This is a genomic window from Vibrio rumoiensis 1S-45 (genome assembly GCF_000286955.2).
Classification (GTDB): domain Bacteria; phylum Pseudomonadota; class Gammaproteobacteria; order Enterobacterales; family Vibrionaceae; genus Vibrio; species Vibrio rumoiensis_A.
Window position 1 is genome coordinate 14491 of record NZ_AJYK02000099.1, and the last position, 21885, is coordinate 36375.

Annotated in this window: 18 protein-coding genes; 6 read left to right on the forward strand and 12 right to left on the reverse strand. The window is 39.4% G+C overall.

Annotated features, from left to right (window positions below; translation table 11 throughout):
- Window positions 1–101 precede the first annotated feature (101 nt).
- Window positions 102–1661: a H(+)/Cl(-) exchange transporter ClcA gene (gene clcA, locus A1QC_RS13700; RefSeq protein WP_017024966.1), complete on the forward strand. Its 1560-nt coding sequence runs from the start codon at window positions 102–104 to the stop codon at window positions 1659–1661.
- Between the two features lie 62 nt (window positions 1662–1723).
- Entirely contained in the window at window positions 1724–2176 is a 453-nt protein-coding gene (locus A1QC_RS13705) for a GyrI-like domain-containing protein (RefSeq protein ID WP_017024967.1), read from the forward strand.
- A gap of 71 nt (window positions 2177–2247) precedes the next feature.
- Here A1QC_RS13705 and A1QC_RS13710 read toward each other — a convergent pair whose 3' ends face one another.
- On the reverse strand, window positions 2248–3438 hold the full coding sequence (locus A1QC_RS13710; RefSeq protein ID WP_017024968.1) for an acetate/propionate family kinase: 1191 nt from the start codon (window positions 3436–3438) through the stop codon (window positions 2248–2250).
- 390 nt (window positions 3439–3828) lie between these two features.
- Window positions 3829–5706 (reverse strand): DEAD/DEAH box helicase, encoded by a 1878-nt coding sequence (locus A1QC_RS13715; RefSeq protein ID WP_017024969.1) that lies wholly within the window; start codon window positions 5704–5706, stop codon window positions 3829–3831.
- Window positions 5707–6190: 484 nt separating this feature from the next.
- On the opposite strand from A1QC_RS13715, the gene rnb reads away from it, so the two are divergent.
- On the forward strand, window positions 6191–8221 hold the full coding sequence (gene rnb, locus A1QC_RS13720; RefSeq protein ID WP_017024970.1) for an exoribonuclease II: 2031 nt from the start codon (window positions 6191–6193) through the stop codon (window positions 8219–8221).
- Between the two features lie 138 nt (window positions 8222–8359).
- On the opposite strand, the gene A1QC_RS13725 is transcribed toward rnb, so the two are convergent.
- Window positions 8360–8716: a DUF3024 domain-containing protein gene (locus A1QC_RS13725; protein WP_017024971.1), complete on the reverse strand. Its 357-nt coding sequence runs from the start codon at window positions 8714–8716 to the stop codon at window positions 8360–8362.
- 184 nt (window positions 8717–8900) lie between these two features.
- Between A1QC_RS13725 and A1QC_RS13730 the strand changes: the two genes are divergently transcribed.
- A complete protein-coding gene (locus A1QC_RS13730; RefSeq protein ID WP_017024972.1) occupies window positions 8901–9719 on the forward strand; it encodes a phosphate ABC transporter substrate-binding protein in 819 nt (272 codons plus the stop codon).
- 79 nt (window positions 9720–9798) lie between these two features.
- On the opposite strand, the gene A1QC_RS13735 is transcribed toward A1QC_RS13730, so the two are convergent.
- Window positions 9799–9996: a hypothetical protein gene (locus tag A1QC_RS13735; RefSeq protein WP_017024973.1), complete on the reverse strand. Its 198-nt coding sequence runs from the start codon at window positions 9994–9996 to the stop codon at window positions 9799–9801.
- Between the two features lie 170 nt (window positions 9997–10166).
- Here A1QC_RS13735 and A1QC_RS13740 point away from each other — a divergent pair, with 170 nt between their 5' ends.
- Together A1QC_RS13740 and A1QC_RS13745 are read left to right on the forward strand one after the other, a co-directional pair.
- On the forward strand, window positions 10167–10358 hold the full coding sequence (locus A1QC_RS13740) for a hypothetical protein (RefSeq protein WP_017024974.1): 192 nt from the start codon (window positions 10167–10169) through the stop codon (window positions 10356–10358).
- Between the two features lie 110 nt (window positions 10359–10468).
- A complete protein-coding gene (locus A1QC_RS13745) occupies window positions 10469–11038 on the forward strand; it encodes a PhnA domain-containing protein (protein WP_017024975.1) in 570 nt (189 codons plus the stop codon).
- Window positions 11039–11145: 107 nt separating this feature from the next.
- Here the strand turns inward: A1QC_RS13745 and A1QC_RS13750 are convergent, their stop codons facing one another.
- From A1QC_RS13750 to A1QC_RS13790, 8 genes are all read right to left on the reverse strand, one after another.
- A complete protein-coding gene (locus tag A1QC_RS13750) occupies window positions 11146–12441 on the reverse strand; it encodes an NRAMP family divalent metal transporter (protein WP_017024976.1) in 1296 nt (431 codons plus the stop codon).
- A gap of 799 nt (window positions 12442–13240) precedes the next feature.
- A complete protein-coding gene (locus A1QC_RS13760) occupies window positions 13241–13855 on the reverse strand; it encodes a fumarylacetoacetate hydrolase family protein (protein ID WP_017024978.1) in 615 nt (204 codons plus the stop codon).
- Window positions 13852–17628 (reverse strand): SbcC/MukB-like Walker B domain-containing protein, encoded by a 3777-nt coding sequence (locus tag A1QC_RS13765; RefSeq protein ID WP_017024979.1) that lies wholly within the window; start codon window positions 17626–17628, stop codon window positions 13852–13854. Before A1QC_RS13765 ends, A1QC_RS13760 begins: the two co-directional genes overlap by 4 nt.
- Window positions 17625–18902, reverse strand: a complete 1278-nt coding sequence (sbcD, locus tag A1QC_RS13770; RefSeq protein WP_017024980.1) for an exonuclease subunit SbcD — start codon at window positions 18900–18902, stop codon at window positions 17625–17627. The genes A1QC_RS13765 and sbcD overlap by 4 nt, the downstream gene beginning before the upstream one ends.
- 633 nt (window positions 18903–19535) lie before the next feature.
- On the reverse strand, window positions 19536–20360 hold the full coding sequence (locus A1QC_RS13775) for a CsgG/HfaB family protein (RefSeq protein WP_017024981.1): 825 nt from the start codon (window positions 20358–20360) through the stop codon (window positions 19536–19538).
- A 25-nt stretch (window positions 20361–20385) separates the two neighbouring features.
- Window positions 20386–20796 (reverse strand): curli assembly protein CsgF, encoded by a 411-nt coding sequence (locus tag A1QC_RS13780; protein ID WP_017024982.1) that lies wholly within the window; start codon window positions 20794–20796, stop codon window positions 20386–20388.
- Between the two features lie 9 nt (window positions 20797–20805).
- Complete coding sequence (locus A1QC_RS13785) at window positions 20806–21228, reverse strand: CsgE family curli-type amyloid fiber assembly protein (RefSeq protein ID WP_017024983.1); 423 nt, start codon at window positions 21226–21228, stop codon at window positions 20806–20808.
- The coding region (locus A1QC_RS13790; protein WP_017024984.1) for a LuxR C-terminal-related transcriptional regulator at window positions 21225–21885 on the reverse strand (661 nt) is incomplete at its 5' end. The genes A1QC_RS13785 and A1QC_RS13790, both read right to left, overlap by 4 nt.

Consider the following 21885-nt stretch of genomic DNA (forward strand, 5'->3'; position numbering starts at 1 on the left):
TAATCTAATCGCCTCTTATAATAAGGCATTGCAAGTATCTAAATTAAGAGCGGATGGCTCTCGTTTCTGTTCACTTTTAACCGTAGGAAACAAAGGACGTAATGGCGCACTCAAAATCGTTTCGACATTCTCTTTCTCACTATAAATCTAAAAAGTTTGTCGGTGTCATTTTATCTCGAGATAAAACACCCATGTCGATTCTATTGCTTTCTGCCGTCGTTGGTTTGATTGCTGGCTTAATCGGTACATTCTTTGAGATGGGTGTGCATTGGGTAACGGATACTCGCACTGCTTGGCTAAAGCAGGAATTGAACTCTCTACTTCCTCTTTGGTTATCCGCAATTCTGGTGAGTGCCGCTTTAGCTTTTGTTGGTTACTATTTAGTCAACCGTTTCGCCCCTGAAGCTGCCGGTTCAGGCATTCCGGAAATTGAAGGTGCGATGGACGGTATTCGCCCTGTTCGTTGGTGGCGCGTTATTCCCGTAAAATTTTTTGGCGGTTTAGGTGCCCTTGGTTCAGGCATGGTGTTAGGTAGGGAAGGTCCAACGGTACAAATGGGCGGGAATGTTGGCCGTATGGTGTCTGATATTTTCCGCTTAAAAGATCCGGATGGGCGTCACTCTCTATTGGCTTGTGGTGCCGCGGGTGGTCTTGCAGCCGCTTTCAATGCGCCGTTGGCTGGCATTATGTTTGTTGTCGAAGAAATGCGTCCACATTTTCGCTATAACCTACTTTCCATCAAAGCAGTCATTATATCCTCGGTAGTATCAACCATTGTCTTTCGTTCTATACGTGGACAAGATGCCGTCATCACCATGCCGCAATACAACCCACCAGATCTGAATACTCTTTGGCTATTTTTAGTGTTGGGGCTTATTTTCGGCGTCTTTGGTGTCATGTTTAATCGCATGGTTACTTGGTCGCAAGACATGTTTGTGTTAATTCATAGAAACGATCGCAAACGCTATTTAATTACCGGCACAGCCATTGGTGGCATGTTTGGCTTACTACTACTGTATTTACCCGAGCTTACAGGCGGTGGTGTTGAACTCATTCCTGGTGCAACCAATGGCGATTACAGTGTTAGCTTACTTTTAATTCTGTTTCTCGCTAGGGTTGCTACCACATTACTGTGTTTTGGTTCTGGTGCTCCAGGTGGTATCTTCGCGCCAATGCTGGCGTTAGGCACTTTATTTGGTACTTTCTACGGTCAAATTGCTTTAAACATTGATCCTTCCCTAAACATTGAGCCAGGTATGTTCGCAATCGCTGGGATGGGAGCCCTCTTTGCCGCAACCGTACGCGCACCTATCACTGGTATTTTATTGGTGATTGAAATGACCAATAATTATCACCTTATTTTGCCTCTGACAATAACTACCCTTGGCGCAACAATTATGGCTCAGCTATTAGGTGGTCAACCTATTTATACCCAATTGCTCCACCGCACACTGAAAAAAGACAAACTTCAGCAAGGTGATTTACCAACCAATACCGTTATAAAGACAAAAGAAGAAGCAAATTCAGAAATAAAGGAAACGGCGGATACAAATCAACCTCAGCCAGAAGGACAATCAAAAGAAAATGACAACATCAATGATCTAACCGATGAGATAAATACAACGCAGAGGAATGGGAAACCAGTGAAACCTGATGGTTAAGGTATACCAGTGAACGTTAGATTAGTTTTTGATCAATACTTATTGAAATATGGACGGTTCCTATGAAAGTAAAGCACATTGAAGCATTTCAAGTTAAAGGTATAACAATTCGGACAAATAACCAAAATGAAGCTTCGCCATCAAGTGCACAAATTGGTTTACTTTGGCATGATTTTAATGAAAAGGTCGCACCATTGATGGCACCTTTTTCGGAAACCTATGGTGTCTACACGGAGTATGAGTCTGATCACACCGGTGATTTTGATGTCATTGCATGTACTGATACATTAAGCACTCAACCTACCATTGAGCTTAGCTCGGTCAATATCAATCGTGGTCAATATGCAGTATTTACCGCCTCAGGTCCATTACCAGAAACGGTGATTAATCTTTGGATGCAAGTCTGGCAATATTTTTCAGATGAAACGTGCGAACACAAACGTGCTTTTACGACTGACTTTGAACATTATGAAGAAGGTAAAGTCTCAGTTTATATCGCATTAGAAATTGAATAATGTTTAAGTGTTTATGCTTTATACAATAAAAGCCACTAACACAGTGGCTTTTATATTTCGAACCAATAGTCTTATTTCATCAGTGCCACAGATTCTTGTGCAATAACAAACTCTTCATTAGTTGGAATTACCATTGCAACAGGTGAATCGACAGTAGTGATAATGCCCTCTTCACCAAATCGTGCATCCGCATCCGCTTGTTCATTTTCTTTATAACCAAAGATTTTTAGGTATTTTAGAATTTCACGACGAATTGGAAGCGCATTTTCACCAATGCCACCAGTGAAAATAATGCCATCTAAATTGTCTAATGCCACCATGTAAGAACCAATGTATTTAGCAACACGATAAGTAAACACTTGGAACGCCAAAGTTGCACCTTCATGTCCCTCTTCCATTGCTTCTAAAATACCACGAGCATCGCTAGTTAAACCCGACACACCAAGAAAACCTGATTTTTTGTTTAACGTTTCGAATACTTTCTCTTGCGTCCAACCTTTGTTTAACAAAAACTCAATAATACCCGGATCAAGGTCGCCACAACGAGTACCCATCATCAAACCAGCTAATGGTGTAAAACCCATGCTAGTATCAACACTCTTACCATTTTTAATCGCACAGACCGATGCACCATTACCAAGGTGCACTGAAATAAAGCTAGACTCATCAATTGGCTTATTTATCATTTTGGCAGCTTCTCGACTTACGTAGTAATGACTAGTGCCATGGAACCCATAACGACGAATACCAAAATCATCATATAAGTTTTTATCTATGGCACCTGTATAAGCTTTAGCTGGCATAGTTTGATGAAATGCAGTATCGAACACTGCAAATTGTGGCAATGACGGAAAGGCTTTCAATGCTGCTTTAATTCCAGTCACATTAGCAGGCGCATGTAGTGGTGCTAATTCTTTAACCGCCTCAATATCACTAAGTACTTGTTCATTAATTTGAACCGTTTTAGTGAATTTTTCTCCACCATGAACGATACGATGTCCAACAGCGATCACAGCATCTGTTAAACCATACTCACTTACAATATCAACTAATTTACTGATGGCTAATTGGTGATGATTCTCTTCACCAACAATTGATACGTGTTGTTTATTTCCTTGGTATTTCCAACTCATGCGAGAGTCTTCTAATCCAAAACACTCACCTAATCCAGTTAAAATGGCATCCCCAGATTTTGAATCGATAACGGCAAATTTAAGCGATGAACTGCCCGAGTTGATAACTAATACATATTGATTTGACATGAGTATTCTCTTTGCTGTGATTGTTGAGAGATGAATTTCATTTTGATGATAATGAATTCACCATACCATTATTCAATAATTTTTTAATCTTTCAACTTTTTTTAGTTAAAAAATGGATTTTGTACAAATTGGCTTGATCTAAAACAAAGGATGATTTCTTTTAAACTTTAAATAAATTCGATGTCATTTATGTGTCATATAAGGAATAAAGAAAAGCTTTAAGGAAGGTGGGTATTCAAACTGGCTCAATGATATAAAAGTTTAACTGCTAGTTCGTTGGTTTAGCCTAGTAATGCAACATTTAAAAATAGATTAGATTCAATACACAAAAAGCCGAGACACATGACTGTATCTCGGCTTTCTTTATTCAAATTTACTTATTAAATTGAATTATGCGTCGCGGCTTGGACGTGCAGCTGGTTTGCTCTTAGGGCCACGGTTGCGATCGAAACGACGCTCGCCATTGCCTGCTGATGCACCAGCGCCACCTTCACGACGACCACGATGACCTTCACCGCCGCGTCCACCACGAGGAGCACCGTCACGACGTGGAGCACCACCTGTACGAGGGCCACGAGATTCACGGAAGTCATCAAAATCACACACAACCGCGCCTACTTCTTTCTGGCGAATACGTAATTTTTTCAATTTACCAGCAACTTCCGATGTCATTGCTTTTGGAAGCTGAACAAAGGTATGACCTTGAGCCAGTTTAATGGCACCAATTGAATGCTTAGTTAAGCCAAGTTCGTTTGCAAGTGCGCCAACGATATCTTTAACTTGAACGCCACTATCACGGCCAACTTGTAATTGGTAAGTATCCCAATCTTGCTTAGTACCACCAAATGAGCGGCCACCGTCACGTCCAGCAGGACCAGCATCACGTGGATTATCACGACGTTCTTTACGACGCTTACTATCACGCTCAATGGCTTCGATCATAGGGTCAGCGCCAGTGTAGAACAATGGACGTTTACCTTGCTGACGTTGTAATAAGATAGCAGCTAATGTTGCAGCATCAACTTCTAATGAAACTTGAAGCTTTTCAATTAATTCAGCAAATTTTTCAATAGTGTTGCTTGTTTTTTCTGCTTCTAATTCAGCGCTTAACTTAATAAGGCGAGCTTCTGCTACTTTATCGCGGTTAGGAAGTTGAATCTCTTCCATGCTTGATTTAGTCACACGCTCAATGGTGCGAAGCATACGAATTTGGTTAGTACGAACCAACAATACCGCTTTACCAGTACGTCCAGCACGACCAGTACGGCCAATACGGTGGATGTATGATTCAGTATCAAATGGGATATCGTAGTTGAATACGTGAGTAATACGAGGTACATCAAGACCACGAGCAACAACGTCAGTAGCAACAAGAATATCGATCACGCCACGTTTGATGTTATCAACAGTACGTTCACGTTGTGCTTGAGGAATATCACCGTGCAACGCAGCAGATTTAAAGCCACGAGCCGATAACCAATCAGATAAACGCTCAGTATCTTGACGAGTACGAACGAATACGATTGACGCATCAGTATCTTCTGTTTCAAGTAGACGAGACATAGCTTCGTCTTTTTCTACACCTTTCACTACCCAGTATTGTTGCTCAACTTTAGCAACAGTACGGTTTTCACCAGCAACATCAACGCGAGCTGGATTACGTAGGAAACGGTCAACAATGGTTTTAACCATAGGAGGCATAGTTGCTGAGAATAATACGCGTTGCGCAGATTCTGGAGCTTGTTCCATGATCCATGTTACATCATCAACAAAGCCCATTTTCAGCATTTCATCGGCTTCATCAAGAACGAACGTTTTTACTTCGTCTAAGTGAAGAGTACGACGATTAATTAAATCTTTAACACGACCAGGAGTACCAACCACAATGTGTGAGCCATTTTTTAGCGCACGCATTTGGTCAACAATTGAAGCACCACCGTAGATTTCAATAACCTTTAAGCCTTTAATTTTTTGGCCAAGAGTTTTGATTTCTGCTGCAACTTGGATAGCAAGTTCGCGGGTAGGTGCCATTACGATGGCTTGTGGTTTATGTTGACCTAGGTCGATTTTGTTTAGAACGGGTAAAGAGAAAGCGGCTGTTTTACCAGTACCGGTTTGTGCTTTACCTAGCGCATCTTTACCTTCCAAAAGGAAAGGAATAGAAGCGGCCTGAATTGGAGTTGGTGTATCAAAGCCCATCGCGTTAAGTGCAGATAGAAGGTTTTCGTTAAGATCCAGATCGACGAATTTGATTTGATTTTCTGACATGGGGTTCCTACTTATTTAAGGAAAATTTCGGTCCCATTAAGCTCAACTACCTCTAATACCTACCCTAACTTCGTGTTCCATAAAAATCATGGATTAGGTAGAAAACGCCTTAAGCTGTTTCGGGACATCATTAAGGGAGGCGCATTCTGCCTGATAAACACAAAAAAAGCCAGGAAAATTTGAATTTCATCACATTTTCGTTCAAACAAGCCCAAATGTCATACAAAGTTGCTATTTCGCTTTGTTTTCTGGACGTCTGGAGTTCCATGATTTTAAATTTTATCGTGACTGGCTTCATCATCAGGCTTTTATTGTCCCTAGTACTCAAAACCCTAAACCCATAAGGTATAAAACTCGTAATTAATTGGTAATCATACTTTGCAATGATTATAGTGTGCTGAGTACTATCCTCTAGTAACCTCAAGATGCAGTTTTAACTCGCCCTTTGGGTATTTTTCCAATTATCTTATAAAGAATTGATCACATGTTTTCAGACAACCCTCTACTTGCTCAGCTTAAACAACAAATGAAAGAAACCTTGCCTAAAAAAGAAGGCACCGTTAAAGCCACAGATAAAAGCTTTGGGTTTCTAGAAGTAGATAGCAAAACCAGTTATTTCATTCCACCAGCTTCCATGAAGAAATGCATTCATGGCGATAAAGTGATTGCGATCATCCGTTCTGAAAATGATAAAGAAAGCGCAGAACCTGATGAACTTGTTGAACCCGCTCTTACACGCTTTGTTGCTCGTGTGAAAAAATTCAAAGGCCGTTTGAATGTCGTGCCAGATCATCCTCAATTAAAAAAGCTATCTTTAAAAGCCAAAGCACGTAAAGGTGTCAACCCTGAAACCTTAAATGAAGGTGACTGGGTAGTCGCTCATTTAGTTGAACATCCTCTCATGTCGGATAACACTAACGATCAATTTTTGGCAGAAATTTCAGAAAAAATCACCGATTCCGATGACAAAATAGCGCCATGGTGGGTAACACTGGCTCAGAATGATTTGCCTAACTGCGAGCCTAAAGGCTTAGAAAATGGCGAAGAATGGCAATTAAAAGATGATGAAGACCTACAACGTATCGATTTAACCAATACTCCCTTTGTGACCATTGATGGTGAATCCACCAAAGATATGGATGATGCTCTATACGCAGAAGAAACAGACAATGGTGATTTTAAATTAACCATCGCCATCGCCGATCCTACGGCTTACATCACCCCTGATTCAGATATGGATAAAGTAGCACGTAAACGTGGTTTCACTATTTATCTACCAGGCCGTAATATTCCAATGTTACCTCGTGATTTAGCCGATGATCTTTGCTCTTTAAAGCAAGACGAACTACGTGCCGCATTATGCTGTAGCGTTACAGTTTCAAAAGATGGTGTGATTGGTTCGGACATTCAATTTTTCGCAGCCACAATCAAATCTCATGCACGCTTAGCTTACGACCATGTCTCTGATTGGTTAGAAACTGGAAACAGCGAAGTTTGGCAACCTAGTGAAACAATCGCAAAAGTAGTCAAAACATTGCATAAATTTGCCCAAGCTCGCAGTGAATGGCGAATCAATAATGCTGTTGTATTCCCAGACCGTCCTGATTATCGTTTTGAATTAAGTGACGATAACGATGTTGTAGCTATTCATGCCGATATGCGCCGAACGGCCAATAAGCTGGTTGAAGAATCAATGATTACCGCCAACATCTGTGCAGGTACAGCCTTAAAATCAAAATTCAATTCTGGCATTTTTAACACGCACGCAGGCTTTAAAGAAGACAAACTAAAAGATGTAATTGAACTGGTAAATCCAGATAGCGAACTGCCATTTACGGTTGAATCAATTTCCACACTTGAAGGTTTTAGCGCACTTCGCCGTTGGTTAGCCCAGCAAGATGCCCGTTATATCGACAACCGAATCCGTAAATGCCAAGCTTATAGCGAGATCAATCATCTGCCCGAAGCTCACTACGCAATGGGTCTAGATATTTATGCGACCTGGACATCCCCTATTCGTAAATATGGCGACATGATCAACCACCGTATGCTCAAAGCACTCGTATTAGATAAAGCACCAGTGCAAGTACCTGATGAAAGTGTCGGTGAAGAGTTATCACTCTGCCGCCGTTATCATGGCATGGCAGAACGTAATGTTGGTGATTGGTTATACGCACGTACGCTTATCAATGAACCTGAAAATGGCACATTATATCAAGCAGAAATATTTGATATTAACCGTGCAGGTGCACGAGCACGCTTACTAGAAAACGGCGCTGCTGTCTTCATTCCTTGTTCTCAAATCATCGATAACAAAGAAAGGATCTCAGCCTCTCGTGAACTTGGTACCATTGAAATTGATAAAAACATTGAATTTAAACTCGGTGATACCATTGAAGTCAGCTTAGTTAATGTCAGCTTAGACAACCGAAACATTATCGCGAAACCAACACAAACTTTTGCCCCTCTTGAAGAAAAAGTTGAAGCTAATACGCAAGAGATAAGCGAAGAGTAATGAGCAGGCAATACACCTAAATCTCATTCATACCAAAACGCAGCTCAATTAAAATACATAATTGAAGCTGCGTTTTTTGATCGTATTTATCAAACAACGAAGGCCCGGAAGAACAAATAAGAGGTAGCAATTAAACAACTAAACCCAGATGCATTCTTCTTTATCTTTTTCGATAAGTTCAATCAATTGGATAGGATCTTGGCTACGCGGGGTGGAGGTATGCGGTTTCCATTCTGGCTGTTCATTGTTGGTACTTAAGCGGCGAACAAACAATCGCCATTCTCGTTTATCTTTATAAAAAATGAGTTTTGCTACATCATACATGTGGCTGCAGTGCATCGAGTCTACTGAAAAAACGGCTTTTGAAAAAACCACATGCGTTTCCCCAAAATCAAAACATGCTTTTCCTTGTGCAACTGGCACACTTTCATTTCGATAATGACAAAGTTCTTCCGCCCTTTTGGTAATGCGACGCCATTCTAGTTCAGAAATCATGATTCACCTCTTCAATAGAGTATATACCCAAGCTCGCTTCAAGGTGTAAAATTCAGATCTCTTTCTAAGCTTTATGAAAAAATCTTGTGCACCTTCCCAACCCGCCCTTCCCCTTAAGTCACAAAAATGTCACATAAACGACATACAATTAGCGTTACATTATTTATAAATTTCGGAGATCCACATGTTACGAGTGTTACTCGCCAGCCTATTATCTTCCTTAGTGCTACTGCCTACGGTTCAAGCAAAACAAATCACTGTTTCAGGCTCAACGTCTGTCACGCGAGTGATGGATGTACTTGCTGAAAAATACAATCAAGCACATCCTGATGATTACATTGCAGTTCAAGGTGTTGATTCAACCGCTGGCATTATTTTAGCCATGAAAGGGGTTGCAGACTTAGGCATGAGCTCTCGCTACTTAACGGAAGCTGAAGCCAGCGACAAAGTAACAATTGTTCCTATTGCTTTTGATGGGCTTGCCGTCGCCACGAATATCGCAAACCCAGTTTCAAGCTTAACTCGTGATCAATTGGCTAAAATTTATCTCGGTGAGATTACTAACTGGAAAGAAGTGGGTGGTCATGATCAAGCCATTGCTGTGGTGACTCGTGAGGCTTCATCGGGATCTCGTTACAGCTTTGAAAGTTTACTCGGTTTAACAAAAGTGGTTAATGATCAAAGCGTGTCGAATATCAATCCAAAAAATCTTGTTGTAAACAGTAATGGCATGATGAAAACGCTAATCAATCACAACCCGCAAGCCATTGGTTTTGTTTCGATGGGATCGATCGATAAATCAATCAAAGCGATTAAATTTGATAATGTAGAACCAACACAAGACAATATTGCGACAAGCAGTTACAAACTCTCCCGCCCTTTTCTTGTCGTTTATCAAAAAGATCATTTAGAAGCGCGTGCTAAGAAATTTTTAGATTATGTCACGTCTAAAGAAGGCCAAGCACTAATCGAAAGTTATGGCTACACGCCAATCAAACAGTAATTAATGAGTTTTACTTCTCGTTAAAATAACAAAAGGCCTTAATCAATAAGGCCTTTTGGGTATCTAAGTCAATACAATCTTAATTTTGACCTAATTGATTTACCGTGTCTGAAAGTGAATCCATATTACTTTGGAATTTGTCGGTGACATCTTCCAAGCTGTCTTGAACTTCTTCCATATCTCTGAGGTTCAGAGCATCCATGATTGGATCTTGATACTTAATACCGATGCCAACACCAATAGCAATAAGTACAATCCAGAATACTAATTTACCCATTTTCTTTCCTATTTAACACTAATGACACATTTGTCGTTAAGTTTACACAAATTAACCACAACGTCCATAGTCACAGATGTATACCTAAAACAATTGACTTTGCCATGAAAGAACTCAACAGCCTCCAAGATAAACTATTAGCCAAATAAGGAAATTAAAAGGTATATATAATGCAAGACAATCAATCATATTCAAAAGGTATAGACTTCGACTCTTTAGTAGAAAAGATCGTTGAACTCACACCTATTCAATTGGAAAAACTGAATCATTTTATTGACGACATGCTCCAAATTGACGATTTTTCATCGCCAATATTGAGTGAACAAGAAAAACAAACCTTGTCAAAAATGCTGAAAATTTAGACTACCTATGAGTAATATTTTTTAGAAAAAGGAGATTCCCCTTTAAATATCATGGATAAAATGGATAATAGTCGCTCTTAAAACAACCCTTGACTATATTGGTGACCTTTATGTCTACTGAAGCAACGCTACTCGCACGCTGCGAATCAAAATGTGAGCTATGCTCATCAACTTCTTCACTCGCTCCTTTTGCGGTTGCTCCTCAAACGCTAATCACAGTAGATTACGCCGCGATGTTGTGTGATACATGCCGTACGCAAGTTGAATCACCAGAAGACATGGATGTAAACCACTGGCGTTGCCTTAATGACAGCATGTGGAGCCAAGTACCACAAGTTCAAGTATTAGCTTGGCGTCAACTAACCCACCTCTCTCGTAAAGGTGAAACTTGGGCAAACGAACTGCTCGATATGATGTACATGGAAGATGAAACTAAAAACTGGGCTGAAATCGGCATGGACGAAGATGAAGAAAAAGCACGCGATGTCAACGGTGTTATTCTTCAAAAAGGCGATGATGTTACCGTGATTAAAGACCTGCCAGTAAAAGGATCATCAACCATCATCAAACAAGGCACAGTCGTTCGTGGCATTAGCCTAGACGCAGATCCTCGTTTAATTTCAGGCAAAGCAAATGGTCAATCTATGTACCTAATTGCAGAGTATTGCCGTAAGAAATAATTCAACACTTTCAATAAAAAAGGTGCTCAGTTCAATTTGAATTGAGCACCTTTTTTGTTCTTGATTTAACAGGATTCTTTAATCCATGATTCGATCAAGCATCCTGCTTACATAAACCAGCTCCACCAAATAAATGCCGCTAAAAATCCAAATAGGTAGACAAAACCAACGTAAGCTAACCACTTCATTTTGCGGCTGTATCTTAGGCTTTCTGGTAACTGAGTACGTGTGACTAATAAGTAATTAAGCACAGCAAAGATAGGTGTCGTCATAAATGCAAGGATCATTGCAAAATGCATCATCGACATTAAAGACGATGTAAAAAATAGAATCACCGAGAAAGACAGAAGACTAACGACAACCATCCAACCACTTAATAGTTTTTTCGCAGTTTTAGGATCACTATCACTGGTTTTATTACTCAACAATAACGTGCTTTCGGTTAACACTCGTGAATAACCATCGATACAAGTAATGGTGCTACCAAAGATACAAAAGAAAGCAATCACTGCAATTAAGTAGCGCGACCATTCACCAATTGAAGACGTATACATGCTCACAAGCTGATGAGAAAAACCAATACCGGATGTTTGTAATGCTTCCCCACTACCGTTTAAAACAAGCGCGCCTAATGATAAGAAGACTATTGCTAGAATTGCCGTTCCAATGTAACCAACATTAAAATCAAACAGGGCCGAACGTGCCGTTACCTTTTGTTCTTTACTCTGGCTTTTTAACCATAAAGAGTTAAAACACGAGATCTCTATTGGAGCAGGCATCCAACCCATCATAATCACAAGAAATCCAAATGCCGCCATTGTCCAAGGCGAAGGACTGACGTAATCCGCTGGCGCGACGGCACCGTTACTTGCTGCAATCATAACGGCGATAACTGTCGTCACAACTAAAACGGCCATAATAATCTTGGATAGCGTACTTAAAGCATGAAAATGCCCTGCAACCAAAATAGCCAAACAGACAAATAATATCCCACCAGCAATCACTGGCATCGGCAAACTAATGGGTAAAAAGTACCCCATTAGGCTTGAGCTAAACAGCAACAAAGCAGCAATATTTACAAAAGCGGAGATAAAATTTAAAACATTAAAGAGCCATAGATAGCCAATACCCATTTTACGATAACCTTCAACCAAACTTTGGCCAGTACCAACCGTATATTGCACCCCTGCTCTAAAGAATGGATATTTGAATAAGTTAACGAGCAAAATCAATATAGCGAGTTGCCAACCATAGGTTGCACCTGCTTGGGTTGAAGAGACTAAATGAGATCCTCCCACCGCAGCAGAAGCCATCATAATCCCAGGCCCAAGCGATCGTAGTAAGGAAACCGACTTCAATTTATTATCGGAATTTTGAGATGAAAGTGTGGCAGTATTTTCCATAACGCGTCCTAATATAAAATAATTATTTGCCTTCCATTTTTCTCGATAATCGAGTCATTCTGGCATTTGGATATTAGGAATAGGAAGTGTATATGAGTGCGGACCCTGAGTTAAAATGAGTGAAATATCGCAGTTCTACTTCTTATTCTCAGAACATTCTGCTGTCTTTGTTCATGGATTACAAGGTAACAAAAACGCAAAACAGAATTAACTGCTGCATTATTAAAATAAATTAGACCATATAGCTAACTTGTGTCTCCGATAAGTTATTGTGGCTGGTAAAATGAAAGAAAAAAAACATAAAAAAAAGCCAACCCATAGGTCAGCTTCTTTAAATTTTATCTTTTCAAATAGAGACTTAGTATAAACCTAAATCTTTCTGTAAATGTGATGACAGATTTGATGTGTCACTTACATAACTATTTGATTTTGTAGTTTTGCCAAATAATACATCAGCAAAATGTTTCATCAATCCTTTGACGTTAACCGAGTAGGTTTTGTTATCCATAGATGGTGTTGCAACTGATTCCAAGATTGCTTGTGTCATCTGTGTTCTCACTCTGTTTTAACGATCAATTTGCGCGCATAGTATGGCCCTTTGATAACGAAATAAAATGAAAAAAAATGCAACTTCGGATTAGTTTTTCTAATTAACAAGCAAATAACAATCGCTGAATGAAAAACAAGAAAAATATACAGAATAACCTTATAACACAAATAAATGAAACCCATCAGACAAGGTCAAAATACAAAAGATCAATTTAATAACATTTAGACCTTTCAATAACTCACCTAAAGATTATTGAGCGATCCATTGAGATTCAATCAATATATGTTCGTGCTGCTTTATTCTGCCTGTAAAAATATCACCAGATTGAACAACACCCACACCGCTTGGTGTGCCTGTCATCACTACATCGCCATTATTTAATCGGGAATAAGAAAGGATTTCTTTTACAATCTCATCTGGGCTGAATAACATATTATTCACTCCCCCGGCTTGTACTCGCACCCCATTAATCAATAATTCAAGTGATAAACCTTGCCAATTACCGCCAGATAAACTGACAAACTTGCTCAATACTGCAGAACCATCAAAGGCTTTTGCTCTTTCCCAAGGTAATTGTTTGGACTTTAATGCTGATTGAAGCTCTCTTTTGGTTAAATCCAATCCAAACCCAACAGCATGAATTTGATTATTCTTAATGGTAAAACAGATTTCGCCTTCATAATGCAAAGGCTCCTGATGATAAGACGTTAATTCTGTTGTGATAGATGTACTCGGCTTATTAAACACGACCATTTGATCTGGCATAGCATTATTCAGCTCTTTGACATGCTCTGCGTAATTTCTACCCACACACACCACTTTAGAGGGCTTAATTTTACGGTTATCAATTACAATTGTTGTCATTGGTCATCCCTTACCTGTTCTTCTCTAAATCGAAATTGTTTTTCTAACTCACTAATACCAAGCCCATTCTTCTTATGCACTTTTATTTGTACCGGAATCCGTTCTTTCATAGCATCAATGTGACTAATCACCCCAATCATTTTGCCCGAAGCATTGAGATTATCTAAGGCATTCAATGCCATATCGAGTGTATCTGCATCCAAAGTACCAAAGCCTTCATCTAAAAACAGTGAATCAATACTCGTTTTATGGCTGACTAGGTCAGAGAGCGCTAATGCCAAGGCAAGGCTCACTAGGAAACTTTCGCCGCCTGACAGTGTTTTGGTGTCTCTGATCGCATCTCCCTGCCAAGTGTCTACAACCGATAACTCTAGGCCACTCGCAGAGATTACAGCGCCTTCAGTAGCTTCTTGATCTTGCAAGCCACTACGTTGCAGTAAGTATCGACCGTGCAAGTTTGACAGTTGGTTATTCGCTAAGTAAACCAAGTTATCTAATGTTAATCCTTGAGCAAACTTGCGAAATTTATCTCCACTTTTTGAGCCAATTAATGCGTGCAGATACTGCCAATCGTCATATTGTGAGCGAAGATTCTCAATTTGTTCAAATAATGCTTTTTGCCCATCTAAACGTTGAGTGTTTAAATTTAATTCATGCTCTATTTGGCCAACACGATAAGTGTTTTGATCTAGTGTTTGAGCTAGCTCTTGTTGATTTTTAAGAACCGTGTCTGCCTCTATTTGTTGCCAAGCCGTCGCTTTCTCATGTTGTTGAATGTGTTGCCATTGTATATTTGCACTCTCAAGTAATGCTTGTGTTCGTTCTAACTGGCGAGAAATTCCTTGTTGTAAAAGAATGAGTTTCTGTCTTTCTTCTTCACTTATTAACGCAGCTTCAAAGGCACCTTGATCTTCAAAAGGACTGTTTGATAATTGCTCAAACCATTTCGCAGTATAAGTATCACATTGTTTCGATTGTTGTTCTTTTTGCGCGAGAATACTTTCCAATTCACCCGATAATTTCTCTAACTGGGCTTGCAAAGAATATAAGTCTTGCTGGGCTTTCTGCTTATTCTGCTCTTTTTCATCTAGCTTGTTTTGACTTACTCGCTTTTCATCCGCAACCACTCTATTTCCAAAAAGTGCTTGTCGTTGCTGTTTTAAACGTGCAAGTTCTTCTGTTTGACTATTCAACGCTTTACGGCTGTCTTGTAAGGCATGCTGCTGCCCTTCGAGATCTTTTTCCAAACGAGCTAATGTCTGTTTTGCTTGTTCAATTTTACTATGCAGATCATTGGATTGCTGATGGTGTTGCTGCCAGCGATGTAACGCATGACGTTTTTCTTCTAGCCATTGCATTAAGTGCGTAACATCACTGCCTTCAGAATCAATATCATAATCAGGCAAAACATAGTGTAAAGATTGCCAATGTTTGCATAACGTATGATAAGCACTCTTTCTTTCTTCGCTTAAGGATTGATAAGCTTGTGTACGCTCCTCTTGCGATTTTAATAACGCCTGATATTGATGCTTAACACCATCGATTGTCACTTTCGCTTTCTCGTAATCACGCTCGCTCAGCTGCCACGCCTCTTTGGCACTGCTTAACTGTTTTTCGACTTGCTGATTCTGAGATAGCAGATTTCTAATTTGCTCAATTTGTTGTGGTAGCTCAATTTCGTATTTCTTTAACTGAGCCTGATCCTCAATAGCAAAACACTCTAGTGTTTCATCGGTGAAGCTTTGTCGCCATTGATGCTCAATTTCCAATAACTCTGCTTTATTCAGAACCTGCTTATTATTTAAGTCTTCGATATGGCGCGTAATCGAATCTAATTGGGTACGTGCTTGAATGCCCTTTGTTTCGATCTCTTTTTTGTCCTTTTCAGCTTGTTCTTTATCAAGGCTTATTTGTGAGCGATTCACCCGAGATCCGGCCTCTAAAGCAGGGTGTTGTTTTGAACCGCATAAAGGGCACGCCTCACCTAGGTTTAAGTTGGCACGATAATCCGCTAAATGCATATCTTGATCGATCAGTTGGGTATAGTTTTGAATTAACGCATCTTTCGCTTTATACGTTTGCCTTAATGAAGTGCAATATTGATTCAATTGTACTTGCTGGTTGGATTGCTCTACCAAACTTTGCGTATCAAGTTTTATGTTTTGTGATAATTTAAACCAAGCATCTTGCTTTACGCGAAGCTGATAACTCAAATTCAGTTGTCGATTTTTTTGTTCAAGCTGTTGATTTAAGCTGTCATTAGTTTGGTTATCATTTAAAGCTCGTTGCTGCCAAGACTGATTAGCGGCTTGATATACAGCGTGTTTACCATGAACATTTTTCTGCAACTCACTTAACGATTGATCTTGTTTCTCAATATCTAGTTTCAATGTTTGAAGAGTTTTACTCTCGGATTCCATCATTTTATCTAATTGAGAGAGTTTCTGGCTTTTTTCACCCACTTGCTGAATTTGCAGTTCCCAAGAATTTAAATGCAAAGATAAAGCTTCATCACTTGAATGTGATTTTAAATATTCTTGGCTGATTACATATTGTTTTTGATCACTGTCTAGTAATTGTTTTACCTGAAGTATTTCTTGCTGCGCAACATCAAAACGCTTTCCTTCACGCTCATATTGCAAATGTAAGTCGTGAATTTTCGATTCAATTTGAGCAATTTGAACATCTAACGGTTGTACTTTTTCTTCTAATAAAATACATAATTCGAGGTGTGCTTTCTTTTGTAGGCCATGAGATTCTGTCGCTTGTTCAAAAATGTTTTTCTTTGATTGTTTGTACTTTTCTAACTCATGAAAATCGTGTTGTTTACTTTTACGTTGCTGTTCAATCGCATTAACATTAGTGACAGCGTCACGCCATTGTTGGAAGGGCATTCTCAGCTTTTCAGCAGGTTCACTTTGCATTAATTTATGTAATTGCGGTTCTGCTTCTTTTCGTTCCAATGTCGCATTTTCAAGTGCTTGTGTAGCTGTCGTCAGCTTTTGATTTGCATCGTTATATTGATTCCACCATTGACTATGGCTTTGCCACTCTTGCAATACGGCTTTGTCGGATTTCAATTTAGCATGTAAAACCGTTAACTCACTTTCAAGCTCGGTAATTTGTTCTGATGTTAATAATTGAACACCTTTGGATTCTGACTCTAACTGCGCTAATTGTTGTTTAATATCCGTAAAATGATCGTGTACTTTTTCAGAGATCACACCGTAAATTTCGGTTCCCGTTAGCTCTTCAAGCAGTTCCGCTCGCTCTGATTCTTTAGCATTTAAAAAAGCCGCAAATTGACCTTGCGATAACATCATGGATTTTGTGAAGCGTGAAAAATCTAACCCGGTCAGTTCTTTTAATAACGTATCTTTACGCTTTACTTGGCTTGCTAATACTGTGCCGCTTTCTACTTCTGCTAATTCAACAACGGCAGATTGTAAATTACCATCAATTTTGCCTCGTGAGCGACGCATACTCCAGAAAGCGCGATAAGCCTTTCCTTTTACTTCGAATTCAACTTCGGACAAACTCTCTGTTGTGCCGCGAGTCATAATCTCATTTGATGAGGTTGAAATAAGCCCCAAACGCGGCGTTTGATGATAAAGCGCTAAACAAATAGCATCGAGTAATGTTGTTTTACCTGCACCTGTGGGGCCAGTAATGGCAAACAAACCATTTTCAGCGAAAGGTGATTGTGTGAAATCTATTTTCCATTCACCTTTCAAAGAGTTCAGGTTACAAAATCGAACGCTTAAAATTCTCATTTTGAGTCTCCTGAATGTTCCACGTCTTCTACCACTTGTTTAAATTGTTCAACGATACGCTTTTTCCTTTCAACATCGACTTCCCCTTCAAATACCTCCAATTGCAGACGTTTATCAAACACATCAAAAGGCGTCAGTTCGGCAAGTGTTTCATTCTTCATTTGGCTAAGCGCTTGAGATCGAGCCGTACGAGTTCGACGTAGCTGCAAAACGTCTACATTATAATTTTCGGTTAATGCTTGAATGCGTGGTTGAAGATCGGACAGATAGTCCTCAATTTCGACTTGAATACACAGCCACACAGTTTGTTGTGAGTCTTTAAATTGTGTGAGCTGCTCAGCTATCGATTGTAAGCTGCCTTTTACAACCGACATTGGTTGAAACAATGGGATGGAAAGTGGTTGAATACGCTTCTCTTTACCAGAAAATTCCACCAATACCACTTGCTTATTGGAATACACCACGCCATTTTCACTGTCTTGTTTATTTGGGACTTTTATTTCATCAAAACTAAGGGGGATGGGCGAACCAGAGTAACGAATCGATTCAGATTTTGCGACAATTTGTGGCCTATGGATATGTCCCAAAGCCATGTAATCGACAGGCGGAAAAGCCGATGCATCAAAGGCTTCCAATGTGCCGATATAAATATCGCGTACCGATTCGGATGTCGTGACCCCTAATGCAGTTAAATGCCCTGTAGCAATGATGGGAACCTTACGCTGTATGTCACTTTCCACTTCAACTTGGCGCTGTTTTGCGTATTGATATAAACGATCGTAATGAGCCTGAATCGCTTCACCTAAAGCCAGTTTCTTATCGGTGCTACTTTCTCCAGCAACACTTTGCACAACATCACGAGGTCTTACGAATGGAACCGCGCAAACAATCGCACCTATACTTCCACTGCGATCTTTAAGGGTAAGCACCTGCTCTTCCACCAAATCACTAGTATTGGAAACAACATAAGTATTCAAACAAGCGAGTAAGGCTTTTGATTCATTCAGCACTGAAACGGAATCATGGTTACCACCCAGCACCAATAAAGTGCAGCCTAACCGATTAAGATCCACCACGAATTGGTTATACATCTCACGGGCATAACTCGGCGGAGATCCGGTATCAAACACATCTCCGGCAATAATGACGGCATCAACACCTTGCGTATCAACAACTTTCAATAACCAACAAATAAAAGCTTGGTGCTCTTCTTTGCGACTTTTAGTGAAAAAGTTTTGCCCTAAGTGCCAATCGGAAGTGTGTAAGATCTTCATAATAAAGGTGAACTTCTAAGCTGAGTGTGAGAAAAGGAATTGTGCCATATTTGTTTTGATAAAAAAGATAATTTACTAAAAATCGTATCTTGACGTCACTAAATATCGTTAAATGACAGGCATAAAAAAGCTCAGGAAATTTAACCTGAGCTTGTTACAAAAACCATCACAAAAGTAACGGCCAGCTATGCGTAACTACCAAAATGTGCCCTAACGTTTAGCTAAGTGGCGGCCAAACCTTTAGCTAAACGGACACTTCGTACGCTTTTTTAGTAAAGCGGTACGAATGACTACTCAGACCACGAAGTGATCTAAATAGTCGCACCTATTAAGATACATGACATAATTACCATAATTATATGAAGTGCATCGCAAATCCTAGCCTGATTTAGCTGTTTTGTCATCATTAGTTAAATCAAAATTCATATACTACGCTCGTAATGTTGCACTTTATGTTCAAGTTATTCATTATCAATCTTGAAGTTGAACTCCCAAAACTGTCATTTATAATAAACAATCAATGAAATAGACAAGTAACAAAAATAAACATCTAAAATTAAAAAATGCTCACCTAGTGATCAGCTAGATGAGCATCTGTTATTACCCTTAGTACCATCACCAAATTCAATTCAGTTAAAGCACCTCAACGGTATGCTTACTGTAATTTTTATAAATTGCATTATTGAGTTCTTCAGCAGATTTTGGTTGCCATAACCCCTGATCGATACCTTGAACAACGAGATAAATCACTGCCGCATCAATTGCAGACATTAACGCAATGTTGACCGGCTCATTATTGGTGTAGCCTAATTCAACCTCTAACAAGTCTTTATAATCTATATAGCGGAATGCGCCACCTTGCATTTCTTGTGAGAAAATAGTTTTGCTTGTCGTAACACTCGATAAAATTGCCCCGGTAGCGACATCAACAACCCGTAAGCTCACAGTAACTTGGTCAGTCCGATATTGACTCGAAGCCCCAATACCTAAATAACGCGCCCCTAAACCACCGGTTTTAATGTTGGTGTCGTAAGCCACAATCCCACCTTCAATCATCACATTTGCAGATCGCAGTGATGGAATGCTTGATTCACTTTTACTACCATTTTGCGCAGCACGAATGATTTTACGTTCCGTTAGCAAATTTTGAAGCCCTTCACGTTCCAAAGGGACAAACCATTTAGAGTCTATCAACGACATGATAAGTAATGATATTGCACCTTGAGGCACTGCCGTTGAGAAGTTACTATTCGGTTGCGGCTTGTACTGCCCCGTTTGATCTCTGAAATCATAGATCGAGACATACATTTTTCCCCTAGGATCCGGTAACTTCGTTAAATCGTTATAAGTGCTACCACGTTGCATCAATTTTGGCGTTTCATCAGTGTCCGGTATGCCGAGTGAATTTGAACACCCTGCAACCATCATAATTATTATTAATATAGACAGTCTTTTCATGCTAATTCCTTAAGCTTCATCCAAATTATAAATCAGGGTTTAAACCACTAACTTGAATTTCGGACGTTTCGCCAGTTCCCTTATCAACGATTTGAACGGTTAATCGGCCATTGCTATCAACAATATTAAGAATGAAATCACTGGTTTCGAGTTGTCCTGAATTACCGTTACCAACATCACCAAGTAATTGACTTATCAGCCGTGATTCTAAGTTTGCAGCCAGCCGATCAAGGGCGGATTCTTCTTCAAAGCCATTGTCGGTTGATGGTCCTTTATAATCATTAATGGCATTCGCAACCCCCATTAAATGTGATGTATATAAAGGGTTACCACCAAAACTTGGATTAATCGGTGTATAAACCATTTCCGTTGCAGAACCCACTTGTGAGTACAAACAGATGGATATTACAACGCTCCATTTATTAATATATTTCATACGCTCTCCCTACTGTAACTCGTTGTCTGCTAAATCCGATTTATCACGATACTTTTGCTCTAATTTCCAGCGCAATAAATATCTCTGTAAAGCTTGAATAGCTTCATCTGATTTTTCTTGAGCTTGCCTTCTTCCTGGGGATAACGCTGTTCTATAAATTGGTGTAGAAAAATGGAAAACCGTTATTATTGAACCAGAAAGTGCTGTTGGTCTCTCTTTAATCAAAATATTTTCATCGAGTGTTGGATATTGCTCATAAATATTGCGGCTAAAAAATGAGTAAAAGTCTGCACCTAGACGTGTCACTGTTCTATCGACGATTACCCCTCTAATTTCTGTGGACTCTAATTTTTGTTTGTCAATTTCGTCTTCCGCTGAAGAATAAAAAGAAGTACTTATGATCCCTATCAAACAAAAAATTATTTTAATCACAATGAGTTCCTAGCTAAATTCTGTCCCTTAGCCCACATTAAAGCTTGTAACCTATTTTTCACTTTTATCTTTTTAAACACATTGTGTAAGTGAGTTTTTACTGTGTTTTCACTTACAAATAACTTTTCTGCAATTTGTCCATTCGAGGCACCCATTAATAGTAATTTCAAAATCTGCTCTTCGCGTACCGTCAAATCAGTTACCGCCTTTGACACATACATTTCTTGCCTTCGATAATACTCAATCATCGATTGAGCAATATTCCGGCTAAACCATTGCTCTCCCTCAAGCATTTTTCTCATTCCTAAGTTTATGGTTTCAATAGCATCACTGCGGTAGAAAACACCTTGCACCCTTGGGAAATGAATGATTGATTCTGCGCTAATATCAAGATCAGCATTAATCAATACTTCATAATTCATCACCTTCATATCTTCCATTAAATTCAGGTACTTAGCGAATCGATCTGGTGTAAAGTAATCCAAATCTATGATCGTTAGGTGTGTTTTTTTATTCTGCTGCTTTATTTTGTCAATGAACTCATTAAAGCATTGCTTATCAATTGTTACAGAACAATTAAGTTGTAAACTGTCTTTTAATAAAGATGTTTGCAAGCTAACGTTAGTGACAAAGTTAACAACATCAAAACTTCTGCTT